Below are 17,800 nucleotides of genomic sequence, written 5' to 3'. Positions count from 1 at the left end.
GTGATGAAACTCAGCCAGAGCATACGGTTCTGCACGTCCGAGGACGGTACCCGCATCGCTGTCGCATCATGCGGGGAAGGCAAGGTGATCGTTCGGGCGGCGCACTGGCTGAGCCATGTCGATTATGATCTCGAAAGCCCGGTTTGGCGGCCATGGCTCCAGGCCCTTTCGGCCCACAACCAGTTTGTGCGCTACGATCCACGCGGTTGCGGTCTGTCGGATCGCCATGTCGCCGACCTCTCGATCGAAGCGTGGCACGCAGACCTGGACGCCGTGACGGCGACCATCGAGCAGCCAAGTTTCGTTCTGCTCGGTCTTTCGCAAGGCGGCGCTCTCAGCATCGCCTATGCGCTGCGGCATCCTGAGCGGGTGTCGCATCTGGTGCTGCTGAATGCCTACGGCCAGGGTGCGAGAGTTCGAGCGCAGACCGAGGCCGAGCGGTTGGAAGCCGAAACACTCGTCAATTTCGTGCGCATTGGCTGGGGACGCGAAAATCCTGCGTTCTGCCAGTTCTTCACCAACCTTTTCATTCCCAACGGGACACAAGAACAGCACCGCTGGTGGGGCGATCTTGAGCGCGTGACGGCAAGCGCCGACGTAGCCGCCCGCCTGCTCTGGCAGATGCAGGGGATCGACGTCCTCGACCTCGCGGTGAAACTCCGCGTCCCGACGTTGATCGCGCACAGCCGCGGGGACATGCGCGTGCCGTTCGATGAAGGCTGCAAGCTTGCCGCAGCGATCCCTGGAGCGCGCTTCCTGCCGCTTGAAAGCAAGAATCATGTTCTCCTGCCGACCGAGCCAGCCTAGAAGGTGTTCCAGGATGAACTCGATGCCTTCCTCGGACATGAGCGGCCCAGGCAGCCGCGCGCAATCCGAGAGGCCGGCCTGACACCTGCCGAGGCGGCGCTTCTGGATCTGGTCAAACAGGGGCTGGACAACCGCGCGATCGCGCAGCGCTTGAGCAAGAGCGTGAAGACCGTGCGCAATCAACTGTCGATGATTTTCAGCAAGCTCGGCGTCCACAGCCGATCGCAGGCAATCGTGATGACGCTGTCCGACAGAGAGCGAGCGCCCCAGCCCGATTGAGTTCCTCGCAGACCACAAATAAGGGACTTCTGTCCCTATTTGCATTCGCTTTCACTTCCCCCACGGGACTGCTGCATCATGCCCATCATCAGAGGGGGTCTCATCCTCGGAATCGGCGGAGCGACAAGCCGTCGTCCGAAGATCAGGAGGAACCCGACATGACGCAACTCAATGAAACCAGGCTCAATGAATTGGTAGGCCGCGTTCTGGGCGACCTTGGTGGCGCGGTCAGCGTGCCGTTGGTTCGGATCGGAGATGCGCTGGGTCTCTACAAAACGCTCAAGGAAATCGGCCCTGCGAAGGCCAACGAACTTGCCGATGCTGCAGGATGCGCGCGTCGCTACGTTCGCGAATGGCTGTCGGCGCAGGCGGCGTCCGGCTACGTGCACTATGAACATGGACGGTTTTCGCTGACGCCCGAGCAGTCATTCGTATTTGCCGAACCCGACAGCCCGGTCCATCTGATTGGCGGTTTCGACACCGCGGCTGCTATGGTCGAGAACCAGCCAAAAGTGGAATCGGCTTTCAGGACCGGGCGAGGCGTTGCCTGGGGCGATCAGGCAGGGTGTCTGTTTTGCGCCGTGTCACGTCTGTTTCGGCCGGGTTATGTCAATGCCCTGGTGAAGGACTGGCTGCCGGCGCTTGACGGTGTCGTCGCCACGTTGAAGGCAGGGGCATCGGTGGCCGACGTTGGGTGTGGGCACGGTCTGTCGACGATCCTGATGGCGCAGGCCTTCCCCGCCTCCCGCTTCATAGGTTACGACTTCCATCCGGCCTCGATTGCCGCCGCGACCGCGCATGCCCGGTCGTACGGACTGACGAACCTGAATTTCGAGGTCGGCCGGGCGCAAGATTTTGGCGGGCGTGGCTTCGATCTGATCACCTGCTTCGACTGCCTGCACGATATGGGCGACCCAAAGGCCGCGGCGGTGCATATTCGCAAATCGCTAAAAGAGGGCGGCACCTGGATGATCGTCGAACCCATGGCGGGAGATACTCTGGAGGAAAATATCAATCCGGTCGGACGGCTGTACTACTCGGCCTCGACGATGATCTGCGTTCCCACATCACTGGCACAGGAGACGGGCCTCGCGCTCGGAGCTCAAGCAGGAGAGAACCGGCTGACGGAAGTGATCCGGTCGGGTGGGTTCTCTCGTGTCCGGCGGGCTGCCCAGACCCCACTCAACATGGTGCTCGAAGCGACCTGACGCAGAAAAGGTCGGTTCGGGCCCTCCTCGAACCGGCCAACCAACGTCTGTCCGCCAAAACCGGCTCAATGCCGCCTATCCGATGCGGCTTCAAGCCACGGGCATTTCGCCAAAGCGGATGCCTCTGCCTCAGATCCGAAGCTCACCGCCCCCTGGAAAGACTGCCCAATATCCCGCGCACGATTGCCCTTCCGACCGACGAGCCGACCGAGCGCACCACCGACTTGATCGCCGCCTCGGCCACCGTCTGGCGGTTGGACGGGCGCGGTGCAGATGTGCGCCTGCCACCCGATTGCGGCGCGGGATCGTCATTGCCGAAGCCCGGAATGGTCCAGCGCGAGCCGCCGCTGCCGGCCTGCTGGGCCTGCTCTTCGGCATCCTGCGCGTCCTTGGCCTTTTTTTGCAGCATTTCGAAAGCCGATTCGCGGTCGACGGCCTGATCGTACTGGCCGGCGACCGGGCTTTCCTGGATCAGCTTTTGCCGCTCAGCGGCAGTTATGGGTCCAAGCCGCGAGGATGGCGGGCGGATAAGCGTCCGCTGCACCATGGACGGAACACCCTTGGCCTCCAGCGTCGAGACCAGCGCTTCGCCTGTGGCAAGCTGGGTAATGGCGGTCAAGCAGTCAAAATCGGGATTTGGCCGGAACGTCTCGGCTGCCGTCCGGACTGCCTGCTGCTCACGCGGCGTATAGGCGCGCAGCGCGTGCTGGACGCGATTGCCGAGCTGGGCCAGGACTTTTTCAGGGATATCCAAAGGGTTCTGCGTGACGAAATAGACGCCGACGCCTTTCGAGCGGATCAGTCGGACCACTTGTTCGACGCGATCGATCAGCACCTTGGGTGCTTCGTCGAACAGAAGATGCGCCTCGTCGAAAAAGAACACCAGCTTCGGCTTGTCGGGGTCGCCGACTTCCGGCAGCACCTCGAACAGTTCCGACATCAGCCATAGCAGGAAGGTCGCGTAGAGCCGCGGATTCATCATCAGCTTGTCGGCGGCAAGCACGCTGATGGCCCCGCGTCCGTCGCGGGTGGTGCGCATGATATCGGCGATACGCAGTGCCGGTTCGCCGAAGAAGTTCGCCGCGCCCTGCTGCTCCAGGACGAGCAGCGTGCGCTGGATCGCCCCGACCGATGGCTTCGTCACATTGCCGTAGCGTGAGCCGATCTCGTCGGCACGCTCGGCGATGTTGGCCAAGAGCGCCTGCAGGTCCTTCATGTCGAGCAGCAGCAGGCCTTCCTCGTCAGCCAGGCGGAAGGCGATGTTCATGATGCCTTCCTGCGCCTCGGTCAGGTTCATCAGGCGCGATAGCAACAACGGCCCCATTTCCGAGACCGTGGCGCGGATCGGATGACCCTGCTCGCCGAACAAGTCCCAGAAGATAACGGGGAATTCCTGGAAGTCATAAGGATCGAGCTTGACCTGTTCGGCCCGCTTGACGAGGAAATCCTGTGCCGTGCCCATCATCGCGATGCCCGACAGATCCCCCTTGATGTCAGCGCAGAACACCGGCACGCCGGCGTTGGAAAATCCTTCGGCCAGGATCTGCAAGGTGACTGTCTTGCCGGTACCGGTGGCGCCCGTCACCAGGCCATGACGATTCCCATATTGCAGCAACAGCTGCTCGGCACGCTGATAGCTGTCGTCGGGCTTGCGGCTGGCGCCGATGAAAATACTGCTGTCGTCAGCCATATGCACGGTCTCCGCAAACTGATGTGTCTAAAGCCAGTGGCCTTGCCGCAGGTATAGTGAGGCCATTGCACAGCGACAATGCCATTCGTCCAAATCGGGGCCATTCGTCCAAATCGGGGCCATTCGTCCAAATCCGGGCCATTCGTCCAAATCGGCCCCATTCGTTCAAATCGGGTTTTTGGAGCTTGCGGATTTTGCCGCTGTTTGGCAATCGTCGTCCTCGCGGACTGACCTATATCTGATGGATCGAATCCGGTCTCTGGAAGCGCATTGCATTGCGATATCGGACCGGGGACCGTAGACTGGACCGCTCCCGGCCGGTGCGGCCGCATGAAACGAGGAGGACGGATGGGCGCCGGAGCCTTGATCCAGGACGTGGAACCCGAAAACATCGAGCGCCAGCGATGGCTCGCCTTGGCGGAAAAGGCTTTGGCAGGCGCTTCTTTCGAGGAAAGGCTGGTCTCGCACAGCGACGACAACATCCGTATCGAACCGCTCTACGATCGCAGCACCGCGGCGGAACCGACCGTGCGCGCAAACCCGAAATCGCCATGGATCGTCAGCCAGCGAGTCGACGATCCCGACACCAACCGCGCCAGAAGCCAAGCGCTGGAGGATGTGGCACAGGGTGCCACGGGATTGTCGCTGGTCTTCGAGGGGGCGCCGAACGCGTTCGGATACGGCTTGCCGAGAACGGCGGAGGCGTTGGAGGCGGTGCTGGACGGCATACCGCTCAACCGCATCCAGGTTCGCATCGACGCCCATCCCTGGAGCCGCGCCGTGGCCGACTGGCTGGTCGCTTTCCTGAGCAAGCGGCGGTCGGACCCGGCAAAACTCAACCTCTCCTTCGGCATCGATCCAGCGGCGATCTTCGCGGGAACCGGTCGGCTGCGCATGTCGATCGAGGCGCTGCAGGCCTCCATGCCGCAGTCGCTGGCGCATTTCTTCGCGATGGGCGTTCCGGGCGTGCTGCTGGAAGCTGACGGGCGCGTGTTCCACAATGCCGGCGCCACGGAAGCGCAGGAGCTTGGCATCATGCTGGCTTCGGCTGTCTCCTACCTCAGAATGTTCGAGACGGCGCGGCAGCCGCTTGTCTATGCCGCACCTCATATCGGTTTTGCACTCAGCGTCGACCAGGACCAGTTGCTGTCGATAGCCAAGATGCGGGCGCTGCGCAGGCTCTGGGCGCGGGTGCAGGAGGCTTGTTCGATCCCGACATCCACGGCCAGTATCCATGCCGAGACCTCGTTTCGCATGATGACGGCGATGGACCCGGAGACCAACATCCTGCGCACCACCATTGCATGCTTTGCTGCGGCGTGCGGCGGCGCCGATTCGATCTCCATCCTGCCGCACACGATCGCGCATGGTCTGCCGGCGGGTTTTGCACGTCGTGTTGCCCGCAACACGCAGCTGATCATGGCCAATGAAAGCCATATCGATCATGTCGCCGATCCCGCCTATGGTTCCGGCGCTGTCGAGGCGCTGACCATGGAATTGTGCGAGCTGGCCTGGGCGGAATTGCAGACGATCGAAGCCGAGGGCGGTGTCCTGTCCAGCCTTCAGGACGGACACATCCAGAAGCGCGTCCACGCAGCGGCGGAGCAGCGCAATGCAGCCTACCGCACAGGTGAACGGGCCATCATCGGCACCACGCTCTATCCATCAAAAGACGAACGCCCGGTCGAGACGCTGGCGGCGGAACGGCGACCGGCCTTCACCGAAGGCGTTGCCGTCTGCGAGCCGCTGTTTCCAGTCCGCATCGACCAATCGATCGGAGCCGGCTCTTGATCCCGGACTTCGGCCAGATCGGCTGGATCCCGCCACGCCGCACGCCTGTCGAGGTCAAAGGCCAGCGGACCACGCCGGAAGGGCTCATTGCCAAGCATCTGTACAATCAAAGCGATCTCAAGGGGCTGCCGCATCTCGACACCTATCCCGGCCTGCCGCCCTTCGTGCGCGGCCCCTACCCGACCATGTATGTCCAGCAGCCCTGGACGATCCGGCAATATGCCGGTTTCTCGACGGCCGAAGATTCCAACGCTTTTTACCGACGCAACCTTGCCGCCGGCCAGAAAGGGCTGTCGGTCGCCTTCGATCTCGCCACGCATCGCGGCTATGACAGCGATCATCCGCGCGTTGCCGGCGATGTCGGCATGGCGGGCGTCGCCATCGATTCCATCCTCGACATGCGGCAGCTCTTCGACGGCATTCCGCTCGACGAGATGACGGTATCGATGACGATGAACGGCGCGGTGCTGCCGATCATGGCGCTTTACATCGTCGCTGCGGAAGAACAAGGCGTTGCGCAGAAGTATCTCGCCGGGACCATTCAGAACGACATTTTGAAGGAATTCATGGTCCGCAACACCTACATCTATCCGCCGAAACCTTCGATGCGGATCGTGTCGGACATCTTCTCATACACATCGAAGAACATGCCGAAGTTCAATTCGATATCGATCTCCGGCTATCACATGCAGGAGGCCGGCGCGACGGCCGACCTTGAGCTCGCCTACACGATCGCCGATGGCATCGAGTATGCCCGCGCCGGCGTCGCGGCGGGCCTCGACATCGACCGCTTTGCGCCTCGCCTGTCCTTCTTCTGGGCCATCGGCATGAATTTCTTCATGGAAGTCGCCAAGCTGCGGGCTGCGCGCCTGTTGTGGGCGACCCTGATGCAGAAGAATTTTTCGCCCAAGGACGAGCGCTCGCTGTCGCTGCGCACCCATTGCCAGACTTCTGGCTGGTCGCTGACGGCGCAGGATCCCTACAACAACATCATCCGCACCATGATCGAGGCGATGGCTGCAACGCAGGGCCATACCCAGTCGCTGCACACCAATTCCTTCGACGAGGCGATGGCGCTGCCGACCGACCATTCGGCGCGGATCGCCCGCAACACGCAGCTCATCCTGCAAAAGGAATCCGGCACCACGCGCATCATCGACCCGTGGGGCGGTTCGGCCTATCTCGAACGGCTGACGCATGATCTGGCGGCGCGCGCCCTTGCCCATATCGAGGAGGTCGAGGCGCTCGGCGGCATGGCCGCTGCGACCGAACAGGGCATACCCAAGCTGCGCATCGAGGAAGCCGCCGCACGCACGCAGGCGCGCATCGATTCCGGTGAGCAGATGCTGGTCGGCGTCAATGCCCATCGGCCCGAGTCCGACATCGAGGTCGACGTGCTGAAGATCGACAATGCCGAAGTCAGGGCGCGGCAATTGTCGAAGCTGCAACGGCTGAAGGGCACGCGCGACGTCGCCGCCGTCGAAAGCGCGCTCGATGCGCTGACCCGTGCCGCGCAAGGCAATGAAAACCTGCTGGAATTCGCCATCCGAGCCGCGCGCGCCAATGCCACGGTCGGCGAGATTTCATTCGCGTTGGAAAGGGCGTTTGGGCGCCACGTCGCCACGGTGCAGACCATTTCCGGGGTCTATCGCAAGGCGCTTGGCGATCATCCCGTGGTCGAGGGTCTGCAGGACAAGCTTGACGCCTTCGAGAAGAAGACCGGCGGCAAGCCGCGCATCCTGGTCGCCAAGATGGGTCAGGACGGCCACGACCGTGGCCAGAAGGTCATCGCCACGGCCTTCGCCGATCTCGGCTTCGACGTCACCGTCGGCGCGATGTTCCAGACACCGGATGAGATCGCCAGGCTGGCGGTCGCACAGGACGTCCACATCGTCGGCGCCTCGTCGCTGGCGGCGGGACATCTGACGCTGATCCCCGAACTACGTGACGCGCTGAAAAAGCTCGGCCGCGGCGACATGCTGATCGTCGCCGGCGGCGTCATCCCGCCGCAAGACTATGACGCGGTGCGGCAGGCGGGAGCTGCCGAGATCTTCCCGCCGGGCACGGTCATACCGGAAGCAGCGGATCGTTTGTTGGACCGGCTGCTGGCTTGACATTCAACGCTTGTCGTTATAATCACTGTTGCAACAGCATATAGAGTGTCTCCTCCTGCACGGCTAGTGGACTTGAGCGTTAACTCAAGTCCACTAGCCGTGCAGGAGGAGACTGAAGGAGGTCACAAATGAACATTACCGTACGCAAAATCGGCAATTCCGAAGGCGTGATTTTGCCCCGGGAAATGCTTGACCGGCTAAATGTTCGAGCAGGGGATACGCTTGTTGCCGCCGAGAACGCAGGCGAGCTTCGGCTTCGTCGGCTTGCGAGCGATCCTGAAGAATTTGAGAACAAAATGAAGGTAGCTCGCGAACGGATGAAAAAATATGAAGTTGCTTATCGCGCACTAGCGAAGTGAGTCAGCATCATTCGCGAGAATTTGTCGAGGCGCTTCACACTGAGCAATTGCGCCTTCACGGTGGCGCGCCGGGCATCCGCGATGAGGGTATGCTGGAATCGGCGCTCCACCGGCCGCAACAGAGAGAGAGCTATGGAGAGCCCGATCTCTGCGAATTAGCATCGGCGTATCTCTTCGGTATCGCCAAGAACCATCCCTTCGTTGACGGCAACAAACGCACTGCTTTTGCCGCAGCAGACTTGTTTCTCTACTTCAACGGGTTGAGCATTGAAGCCGATCCTGCGGATATCATCCAGTTGGTTATGATGGTTGCCGCCAGCGAGATCGATGAAGCCGGTGCAGCCGCTTTCTTCCGCGACCATGTCGTCAAGCTTGAAGACTAGCCATCGGAAAGCTTGACGATTTCCCATTCCTTGCCGTTGACGCTGGCCAAGTCGCCGACCTTCTTGCCGAACAGGGCGACAGCCATCGGTGACACATGGGAAATCGTGCCCTTGGCCGGATCGGCCTCGTCCTCGCCGACGATCTTCCAGTGCACCTTCCTGCCGTCATTGCTCTCGATCGTGACGCCCATGCCGAAGCGCACAAGGTTACTGCCCGGCTCCGGTACGGAGAGTTCGGCGCTTTCACGCCGGGCGGTCCAATAGCGCAGGTCGCGCGACACGACCGCGATGCGCTCGCGGTCGGCTTTGCGTTCGGCCTTCGCCAAGATATCGCGCAGATCGGCGAGATTGTCCTCAATCTGCGTCAGGCCGCGTTCTGTCACCAGATTGCGATGGTGGCTGACTGGCCGTTCACCGACGCCGGGGATGGCATTTTCGCTGTCTTCCTCGCGCGTGAAAGCTCTGCTCATTTCCTGAACTTAGGCCCGCAGAAGCTGCTCGACAAGCCATTGTCGCGCGCTCGGCAGGAGAGACAGAACGGCTGGCACGATTCCTGCGATAAGCAGGCTTGAACGCTGGGATTCTGTGCCGATGTTGAACAGACGAACGCTGCTGACCGGGACCGCCGGCTTTGCCGTCATGGGGCTTGCGCTTGGCAAGGCGGTGGCCGCAAACCTGACTGGCATCGAGAAAGCCTCGATCCGCGGCTCGATCAATGCCACCGACCTCGGCGTGCAGCCCGGCACATCAGACGATCAGAGCAAGGCCTTCGCCAAACTCCTGCGTGACGCAAACAGCCGCGACATGCCGATATTCCTGCCGCCCGGCACCTATGTCGTCTCCAATCTTTCGCTGCCCGGCCGCGTGCGTCTTTCCGGCGTGCCGGGCGCGACGCGCATCGTTTACGGCGGTGACGGCCACCTGTTCATGGCCGAACAGGCCGACCATATCGAACTCAGCGGTCTGGTCTTCGATGGTTCGAACCGCACGATGGGCGATTACACGCAAGGGCTGCTCGATCTGCGCCGTATCGCGCACCTCGCCATCGACAATTGCCAGATCACCGGCAGCGGCAAGAACGGACTGGCGCTGGAACATGCGGCGGGCGGGGTCGAGCGCAGCGAGATATCGGGTGCCGCCGATGCCGGCATTTACTCGGTCGAGGCTGGCGGGCTGTCTATCACGGGCAACACCGTCTCCGATTGCGCCAATGGCGGCATCCTCGTGCACCGCTGGCAGGCGGCGGAAGACGGCACCATGGTCACCGGCAACCGCGTCCAACGGATCCAGGCACGCGGCGGCGGAACCGGGCAGAACGGCAACGGCATCAATGCCTTTCGCGCCGGCAATGTCGTCATCTCGGGCAACATCGTCTCGGACTGCGCCTTCTCGGCGATCCGGGCCAACAGCGCCAGCAACCTGCAGATATCGGGCAACACCTGCTCGCGCTCGGGCGAAACGGCGGTCTATTCCGAATTCTCGTTCGAAGGCGCCATCATCAGCAACAACATCGTCGACGGTGCCGCCAACGGCATCTCGATCGTCAATTTCAACGAAGGCGGCCGCATGGGCGTCTGCTCGGGCAACATTGTGCGCAATCTGTCGACCAGCGGCCCCTACCCCGCCGACTCGCCAGGGTTTGGCGTTGGCATCGGCGTCGAAGCCGACACAACCGTTTCCAACAACGTCATCGAGAACACGCCGCTCTATGGCATGCAGATCGGCTGGGGCCCGTACCTGCGCAATGTCGTCGCCACCGGCAACATCATCCGCAAGGCCGGAACCGGCATCGTCGTATCCGTGGTCGAGGGCGCCGGTACGGCCGTCATTTCAGACAATGTCATCGACGGCGCGCTGAACGGAGCGGTTGTCGGGCAGCGCTGGGCCGACCCGGCGACAGGCGATCTCGCCTCGTCAAACGATAGCGGCTATGCGCATCTGACCGTCGAGCGCAATCACGTCAGTTGAGGGCTGCTGTCGGCCTCAGCGCCCCGACCTTGGCACCGTTGCGGTTTTCGATGGGCGTGTTTGCCAATTCGCTCAGCTTGAACGCCAAGGCCTCGTCGGCGCGCAACAGTTTGGCAAGGACGGCGGCAACCATGGCTTCGCCGGCGCGGCCGGCGCCATCGTCGCATTTGAGCGCGATGCCGAGGCCAAGTTCCGGAATTGCGGCACAGTGGACGCCTTCGGCGCCGCCTTTCGTGAAAATCCGCCCTGGCGCGGCCTGCATCAGCGCGACATCTTCGCGGCCGGTGCCGGCAACGAAGAAAGGCTCGGCCATGCAGGCGGCCAGCAGCCGCCTCGCGGCCTTGGCTCGCTCGGGACCAAAACCATTGGTCGTGGCCATGCGGGCAAAGCCGAGCGCGAAGCTCCTGAGCGGCACCGCATAGGTCGGGATTGAGCAGCCATCGGTGGCTCGCTCATCAACGCCGTGGACAGCACCCGTCACCGACTGCATGGCGTCGCGCACCATTACCTGCAAGCCGTGCCCCGGCTTGACATAGCCGCGATGCGCAATGCCGGCGTGGACGCATGTGCAGAGGAAGCCGGAATGCTTGCCGGAACAATTGTTGTGCAATGCGTTCGGCGAACCGCCGGCGCGGGCGAGCGCAATCTCGGCGTCATGATTGGACGGCCAATGCGTGCCGCATTCGAGCGCCGATCCGTCCAGCCCGGCCTTGGCCAGCATGGAGCGCGCAAGGTCGACATGGGCCGGCTCGCCCGAGTGGGACGCGCAGGCGAGCGCCAGTTCGCGGTTGCCGAAGCCATAGGCATCCGCCGCCCCGCTTTCGACCAATGGCAGTGCCTGGATCGCCTTGACGGCGGAGCGCGGAAACACCGGCTTGGCCGTGTCGCCGATCTCCCAGACGGGCTTGCCGTCGCCATCGAAGACCGCGACCGAGCCGCGATGCGCGCTCTCGACGATCGCGCCGCGCAAGACTTCGATCAGAACCGGATTTGTCATGAACCCTCCCGTAAATGCGGGCGGTTTATCTGATCCGGTCGAGAATGGAAACGTAGTTGGCCACCGCCGCACCGCCCATGTTGAAGATGCCGCCAAGTTTTGCGCCCGGCACCTGGATGCCGCCGGCCTCGCCGACAAGCTGCATGGCGGACAAGACATGCATCGACACGCCCGTGGCGCCAATCGGATGGCCCTTGGCCTTCAACCCGCCGGAGGGATTGACCGGCAGGCGACCATCCCTGGCCGTTGTGCCGTCCAACGCCAGCTTTGCCCCCTCTCCCGGCTTGGCCAGGCCCATCGCCTCATATTCGATCAATTCGGCAATGGTGAAGCAGTCATGCGTTTCGACGAAGGACAGATCGTCGAGCGTCACGCCGGCCGATTTCAACGCCCGGGTCCAGGCCTGCTCGCAGCCTTCGAAGGTCAGGATGTCGCGCTTCGACATCGGTAGGAAATCCTGCACATGCTCGTTGGCGCGGAAGGCAACGGCACGGCGCATCTTCAGCGCCGTGGCGGTGTCGGCAAGGATAAGGGCGGCGGCGCCGTCGGAGACCAGCGAGCAGTCGGTGCGCTTCAGAGGACCGGCAACGAAGGGGTTCTTCTCGCTCTCCTGGCGGCAGAACTCATAGCCGAAATCCTTGCGCATCTGCGCATAGGGATTATCGACGCCGTTCTTGTGGTTCTTGGCGGCAATCATGGCCAGCGCATCCGACTGGTCGCCGTAGCGCTGAAAATAGGCCTGCGCGATCTTGCCGAAGACGCCAGCGAAACCCGCCGGTGTCTCGCCGTCCTCGGGCAGATAGGACGCCTTGAGCAGGTTTTTGCCGATCTCCGGCCCCGGCGTTGTCGTCATCTGCTCCGCGCCGACCACCAGCACGATGCGAGCGGCATTCGCGTCGATGGCACGGATGCCCTGGCGGACCGCCGCCGATCCGGTGGCGCAAGCGTTCTCGACGCGCGTCGCCGGCTTGAAGCGCAGCCGGTCGTCGGCCTGCAGCACCAGGCTGGCGGTAAAATCCTGTGCCGAAAAGCCGGCATTGAAGTGGCCGAGCACGATCTCGTCGACCTCGTCGGGACCGATGCCGGCATGGTCGAGCGCGTCCGTAGCGACCTTGACGATGAGGTTCTCGAGCGTTTCGCCCTCGAGCTTGCCGAAGCGCGAATGCGCCCAGCCAACGATGCATGCGGTCATGGCGGTCTCCATCCTTGGCGCCAGCCTAGCATGTGGGCCACGGCGCATTTCGCCTCTATTGTTCAAATATAAACAATCCTGCTCGCCTCGTGAAGGGCTGGGAGCAGACAATCGCTTGGTACAGGCGACGCCAGTGCTGATTTTTTTGTTGATTGACCCGTCAATAAAAAATAATCCTACTCGAAAGGGATCATTGCAAGATGCCGAAAATCGGAATGGAACCGCTGCGCCGCAAGGCGCTTATCGACGCGACGATCTCGGCGATCGGCGAGCGCGGCTCGCTCGACGTGACCATGTCCGAAATCGCCGGGCGCGCAGGGGTTTCGTCGGCCCTTGCCCATCACTATTTCGGCGCCAAGGACGAGCTGCTGCTGGCAACGATGCGCCACATCCTGGCCGAACTGACCGCCGACACGTTGCGCGCCCTTGGTTCGGCCAACACCGCGCGCGAGCGCGTCTCGGCGGTGGTCGCCGTCAACTTCTCCGACATCCAGTTCCAGCCGGAAACCATCGCCGCCTGGCTCGCCTTCTATGTCGAGGCGCAGAAATCATCGGCGTTGCGCCGACTGCTCAGGGTCTATGCGCGGCGACTGCATTCGAACCTGATGAGCGGGCTTGTCGGCATCTTGCCCAGAGCCGAAGCCGACCGCGCCGCCGAAGCGACAGCGGCAATGATCGACGGGCTCTACATCAGGCGGGCGCTGAAGGACGGCGTGCCCGATGCCGCGACCGCGATCGCGCTGGTCGAGGACTATCTCGAAACCAAACTTGGCGGGCGGCGCAAACAGTGACAATCAAGCGACCCAATTTTCTGATCGTCATGGTCGACCAGCTCAACGGGACCCTGTTTCCGGACGGGCCGGCAGAGTTTCTGCACACACCGCATCTGAAAGCGTTGGCCGCGCGTTCGGCGCGCTTTGCCAACAACTATACCGCGTCGCCGCTCTGTGCGCCGGGCCGTGCCTCGTTCATGAGCGGGCAATTGCCGTCGCGCACCGGCGTCTATGACAATGCGGCCGAATTCGCCTCATCGATCCCGACCTTCGCTCATCATTTGCGCGCCGCCGGCTACTACACCTGCCTGTCGGGCAAGATGCATTTCGTCGGGCCGGACCAGTTGCACGGTTTCGAGGAGCGGCTGACGACCGACATTTATCCTGCCGATTTCGGCTGGACGCCGGATTACCGCAAGCCCGGCGAGCGTATCGACTGGTGGTATCACAATCTGGGCTCGGTGACCGGCGCAGGCGTCGCCGAGATCACCAACCAGATGGAGTATGACGACGAGGTCGTGTTCCTGGCCACGCAGAAGCTCTATCAGCTTTCGCGCGAACAGGATGATGCGAACCATCGGCCCTGGTGCCTCACCGTATCGCTGTCGCACCCGCACGATCCCTATGTCGCGCGCAAGCAGTATTGGGATCTTTACAAGCACTGCCAGGCGCTGGACCCGGAAACCGGGTTCATCGCGCATGACGAGCAGGATGCGCACTCCCGGCGGCTATACCACGCCAGCGACTATCCTTCTTTCGAGATCACGCCGGAACAGGTGCGTCGTTCGCGGCAGGGCTATTTCGCCAACATCTCCTATGTCGACGACAAGCTCGGCGAGATCCTGGATGTTCTCGAGCGCACCCGCATGGCCGACGACACAATCATCCTGTTCTGCTCGGACCACGGCGACATGCTCGGCGAGCGCGGCCTGTGGTTCAAGATGAGCTTCTTCGAGGGCTCGGCGCGGGTGCCGCTGATGATTGCCGGCAAGGGCGTTCACGCCGGGCTGATCGAGACGCCGGTCTCCAATCTCGACGTGGCACCGACGCTTTGCGACCTCGCCGGCATCGACATCGCCGCGATCGCGCCGTGGACCGACGGCCAGTCGCTGCTGCCGCTCACCGAGGGCATTGAGCGCACCGCGCCGGTGTTGATGGAGTATGCCGCCGAAGGGTCCAACGCGCCTTTGGTGGCGATCCGCGACGGCAGATACAAATTCGTCCATTGCGAACTCGATCCGCCGCAACTGTTCGATCTCGAAGCCGATCCGCTCGAACGGGACAATCTGGCCGACGACGCGGCCAATGCGGACCTAGTGGCGGTATTCATGGACAAGGTCCAGGCGCGCTGGGACATGGCCGGCTTCGACGCCGCTGTCCGCGAAAGCCAGGCGCGCCGCTGGGTCGTCTATCCGGCGCTGCGCAACGGCGCCTATTACCCCTGGGATTTCCAGCCGCTGCAAAAAGCGTCCGAGCGTTACATGCGCAATCACATGAACCTAGACAATCTCGAAGAGAGCAAAAGGTATCCGCGAGGCGAATGATGTCAGACCTTCTCGTCCCCTCCCTCGACCATCTCAAGCAGGCCTATGCCGTCACATCCAGGGCGACGCAGATCACGCCGCTGCTGGAATCGACGGCACTGGCCCGCGAGACGGGTGCGGCCCGCGTCTTCATCAAGCCGGAATCGCTGCAATGGGCCGGCTCGTTCAAGGTGCGCGGTGCCTATTGGCGGCTGAAGCAGCTTTCAGCTGACGAAGCGAAGAAGGGCGTCGTCGCCTACTCCTCCGGCAATTTCGCGCAAGGGCTGGCGGCCGCCGGCCAAGCGCTTGCCATTCCGGTCACCATCGTCATGCCGATCGACGCACCGGCCGCCAAGCGCGACGCCACGGCAGGCTATGGCGCTCGTGTCGTGCTGACCGACCACGGCGAGCGCGCACGTGAGGAAGTCGCGGCCGCCAAGGCACGCGAGATCGCCGAGACCGAGGGGCTGGCGCTGCTGCATCCATTCGACGATCCGGAGATCGTCGCCGGCCAGGCGGGCGCCGGCCTCGAAGCGCTCGACCAACTCGAAGCCAAAGGTGCCAGCGCTGATCTTTTGTTCTGCTCGGTCGGCGGCGGCGGACTGATCGGCGGCGTTTCGCTTGCCTTCCACTATCTGTCGCCCGCCACAGAGATCATCGGCGTCGAGCCGGAAGGTTTCAATGGCATGGGCTCGTCGCTGGCACATGGCAGCATCGAGACGATGCCGATCGGGCCGAAATCGATATGCGACGGTTTGATGTCGCGACGGCCGGGCGATGCTCCGTTTGCCGCGGTGAAGACGGCAGGTGTTCGCGGCATCACCGTCGACGACCAATCGGTGCGGCGTGCCATGCGGATCGCCTTCGAGCGCATGAAGCTGGTGCTCGAACCATCGGGCGCAGCGTCGCTGGCGGCACTGCTCGGCGGCAAGGTGAATGTGGCGGGCAAAACCGTCCTGGTTGTGGCTACCGGCGGCAATGTCTCGCTCGCCGACTTTATGGCACATACGAACCATGCTTGAAGCAGATTTCGTCATCATCGGCTCCGGCTCGTCCGGCTCGGCCATGGCCTATCGGCTGTCGGAGGACGGCAAGCATTCGGTCATCGTCATCGAATTCGGCGGGACCGATATCGGGCCGCTGATCCAGATGCCGTCGGCACTGTCGATCCCGCTCAACATGAGCCTCTACGACTGGGGCTTTGCCAGCGAGCCGGAGCCGCATCTCGGCGGCCGCGTGCTGGCGACGCCGCGCGGCAAGGTCATCGGCGGCTCGTCTTCGATCAACGGCATGGTCTATGTGCGCGGCCATGCCCGCGACTTCGACCATTGGGCCGAAGAGGGTGCGGCCGGCTGGAGCTTCGCCGACGTGCTCCCCTATTTCAAGCGCATGGAGGACTCGGATGGCGGCGAGGATGGCTGGCGCGGTCACGGCGGGCCGCTGCATGTGCAGCGCGGCTCGCGTAAAAATCCGCTCTACGGCGCCTTCGTCGAGGCTGGCCGCCAGGCCGGGTTCGAGCTGACCGACGACTATAACGGCTCCAAGCAGGAAGGTTTTGGGCCGATGGAGCAGACCATCAGTGGCGGTCGCCGCTGGTCGGCGGCATCGGCCTATCTGAAACCGGCGCTGAAGCGCAAAAATGTGAGTCTGGTCAAGGGCTTTGCGCGGCGGGTGATCATCGAGAATCAACGCGCCATCGGCGTCGAGATCGAAGCTCTCAAACAGATTCAGGTCGTTAAGGCGCGACGTGAGGTGATCGTTGCCGCATCATCGATCAACTCGCCCAAGATCCTGATGCTGTCCGGCATCGGCCCGGCCGAGCATTTGCGCGAAAACGGCATTGCCGTGGTGGCCGACAGACCCGGCGTCGGCCGCAACCTGCAGGACCATATGGAGCTCTACATCCAGCAGGAATCATTGCTGCCGATCACGCTCAATTCGGTGCTGAATCCGTTCTCGAAAGCGCTCATCGGCGCGCAGTGGCTGTTCCTCAAGACCGGGCTTGGCGCCACCAACCATTTCGAAGCGGCGGCCTTCGTGCGCTCGCGCGCCGGCGTCGACTACCCCGATATCCAGTACCATTTCATCCCTGCGGCTGTCCGTTATGACGGCAAGGCGGCGGCCAAGTCGCACGGCTTCCAGGCGCATGTCGGGCCGATGCGCTCGAAATCGCGCGGCTCGGTGACGCTGCGCTCGCCGGACCCGAAATCGAAGCCGGTGATCCACTTCAACTACATGTCGCATCCTGACGACTGGGCGGAGTTCCGCCACTGCATAAGGCTGACGCGCGAGATCTTCGGCCAGTCGGCATTCGACCCCTATCGGGGCAAGGAAATATCGCCGGGCAGCCACGTGCAGTCGGACGACGATCTCGACATCTTCATCCGGGATCACGCAGAGAGCGCCTATCATCCCTGCGGCACCTGCAAGATGGGCCGCGCCGACGACATGATGAGCGTCGTCGATCCGGAGTGCCGGGTCATCGGCGTCGACGGCTTGCGGGTCGCCGATTCCTCGATCTTCCCGCGCGTCACCAACGGCAATCTCAATGGGCCCTCGATCATGACCGGCGAGAAGGCATCCGATCACATCCTTGGCCGCACGCCGCTGGCGCCGTCCAACCAGGAACCATGGATCAATACGCGCTGGCAGGCGTCGGACAGATAGAGCATGATCGTGTGACTGCACGATCCGCATGCCGCGAAAGACAATCTGG

14 protein-coding genes and 1 pseudogene are annotated in these 17,800 nt (G+C 62.8%); 11 read left to right on the top strand and 4 right to left on the bottom strand.

The annotated features are described in order from the left end of the window. Positions 1 to 3: 3 nt before the first annotated feature. Both EOA19_RS05785 and EOA19_RS05780 read left to right on the top strand, forming a co-directional pair. Positions 4 to 1,086: pseudogene (locus tag EOA19_RS05785) on the top strand (alpha/beta fold hydrolase). Positions 1,087 to 1,244: 158 nt separating this feature from the next. After that, a complete protein-coding gene (locus tag EOA19_RS05780; protein ID WP_023812776.1) occupies positions 1,245 to 2,294 on the top strand; it encodes a class I SAM-dependent methyltransferase in 1,050 nt (349 codons plus the stop codon). 142 nt (positions 2,295 to 2,436) lie between these two features. Here EOA19_RS05780 and EOA19_RS05775 read toward each other — a convergent pair whose 3' ends face one another. Continuing rightward, positions 2,437 to 3,984: a helicase HerA-like C-terminal domain-containing protein gene (locus EOA19_RS05775; RefSeq protein ID WP_128302978.1), complete on the bottom strand. Its 1,548-nt coding sequence runs from the start codon at positions 3,982 to 3,984 to the stop codon at positions 2,437 to 2,439. Between the two features lie 348 nt (positions 3,985 to 4,332). Here EOA19_RS05775 and EOA19_RS05770 point away from each other — a divergent pair, with 348 nt between their 5' ends. From EOA19_RS05770 to EOA19_RS05755, 4 genes are all read left to right on the top strand, one after another. Beyond that, on the top strand, positions 4,333 to 5,775 hold the full coding sequence (locus EOA19_RS05770; protein ID WP_128302977.1) for a methylmalonyl-CoA mutase subunit beta: 1,443 nt from the start codon (positions 4,333 to 4,335) through the stop codon (positions 5,773 to 5,775). Then, a complete protein-coding gene (gene scpA, locus EOA19_RS05765; protein ID WP_128302976.1) occupies positions 5,772 to 7,889 on the top strand; it encodes a methylmalonyl-CoA mutase in 2,118 nt (705 codons plus the stop codon). The genes EOA19_RS05770 and scpA overlap by 4 nt, the downstream gene beginning before the upstream one ends. Before the next feature lie 128 nt (positions 7,890 to 8,017). Then, entirely contained in the window at positions 8,018 to 8,248 is a 231-nt protein-coding gene (locus tag EOA19_RS05760; protein ID WP_081734931.1) for an AbrB/MazE/SpoVT family DNA-binding domain-containing protein, read from the top strand. Then, entirely contained in the window at positions 8,245 to 8,631 is a 387-nt protein-coding gene (locus tag EOA19_RS05755; RefSeq protein ID WP_023812771.1) for a type II toxin-antitoxin system death-on-curing family toxin, read from the top strand. Before EOA19_RS05760 ends, EOA19_RS05755 begins: the two co-directional genes overlap by 4 nt. Here EOA19_RS05755 and greA read toward each other — a convergent pair. Continuing rightward, complete coding sequence (gene greA / locus EOA19_RS05750) at positions 8,628 to 9,101, bottom strand: transcription elongation factor GreA (protein WP_128302975.1); 474 nt, start codon at positions 9,099 to 9,101, stop codon at positions 8,628 to 8,630. The two genes, EOA19_RS05755 and greA, sit on opposite strands and share 4 nt — an antisense overlap. Positions 9,102 to 9,222: 121 nt before the next feature. On the opposite strand from greA, the gene EOA19_RS05745 reads away from it, so the two are divergent. Then, positions 9,223 to 10,599: a TIGR03808 family TAT-translocated repetitive protein gene (locus EOA19_RS05745; RefSeq protein ID WP_128302974.1), complete on the top strand. Its 1,377-nt coding sequence runs from the start codon at positions 9,223 to 9,225 to the stop codon at positions 10,597 to 10,599. Here EOA19_RS05745 and EOA19_RS05740 read toward each other — a convergent pair. Together EOA19_RS05740 and EOA19_RS05735 are read right to left on the bottom strand one after the other, a co-directional pair. Further along, positions 10,592 to 11,596 carry an asparaginase gene (locus EOA19_RS05740; RefSeq protein WP_128302973.1) on the bottom strand — a complete coding sequence of 335 codons (1,005 nt, stop codon included), beginning with the start codon at positions 11,594 to 11,596 and terminating at the stop codon, positions 10,592 to 10,594. The two genes, EOA19_RS05745 and EOA19_RS05740, sit on opposite strands and share 8 nt — an antisense overlap. Positions 11,597 to 11,621: 25 nt before the next feature. Then, positions 11,622 to 12,788, bottom strand: a complete 1,167-nt coding sequence (locus EOA19_RS05735) for an acetyl-CoA acetyltransferase (RefSeq protein WP_128302972.1) — start codon at positions 12,786 to 12,788, stop codon at positions 11,622 to 11,624. A gap of 200 nt (positions 12,789 to 12,988) precedes the next feature. Between EOA19_RS05735 and betI the strand changes: the two genes are divergently transcribed. Genes betI through betA form a run of 4 tightly spaced genes read left to right on the top strand, consistent with a single transcriptional unit; the run spans position 12,989 to position 17,751 of the window. Then, complete coding sequence (gene betI / locus EOA19_RS05730) at positions 12,989 to 13,579, top strand: transcriptional regulator BetI (RefSeq protein WP_128302971.1); 591 nt, start codon at positions 12,989 to 12,991, stop codon at positions 13,577 to 13,579. Continuing rightward, positions 13,576 to 15,105 carry a choline-sulfatase gene (betC, locus tag EOA19_RS05725; RefSeq protein WP_164892860.1) on the top strand — a complete coding sequence of 510 codons (1,530 nt, stop codon included), beginning with the start codon at positions 13,576 to 13,578 and terminating at the stop codon, positions 15,103 to 15,105. The genes betI and betC overlap by 4 nt, the downstream gene beginning before the upstream one ends. Then, on the top strand, positions 15,105 to 16,106 hold the full coding sequence (locus EOA19_RS05720) for a threonine/serine dehydratase (RefSeq protein WP_128302970.1): 1,002 nt from the start codon (positions 15,105 to 15,107) through the stop codon (positions 16,104 to 16,106). Before betC ends, EOA19_RS05720 begins: the two co-directional genes overlap by 1 nt. Beyond that, entirely contained in the window at positions 16,099 to 17,751 is a 1,653-nt protein-coding gene (gene betA, locus EOA19_RS05715; protein WP_128302969.1) for a choline dehydrogenase, read from the top strand. The genes EOA19_RS05720 and betA overlap by 8 nt, the downstream gene beginning before the upstream one ends. The last annotated feature ends 49 nt before the right edge of the window (positions 17,752 to 17,800 follow it).

It is taken from the genome of Mesorhizobium sp. M7A.F.Ca.US.010.02.1.1, assembly GCF_004023085.1.
GTDB lineage: Bacteria > Pseudomonadota > Alphaproteobacteria > Rhizobiales > Rhizobiaceae > Mesorhizobium.
Note: the sequence above shows the minus strand (reverse complement) of the source record. Positions and strands in the feature narration are given on the sequence as shown.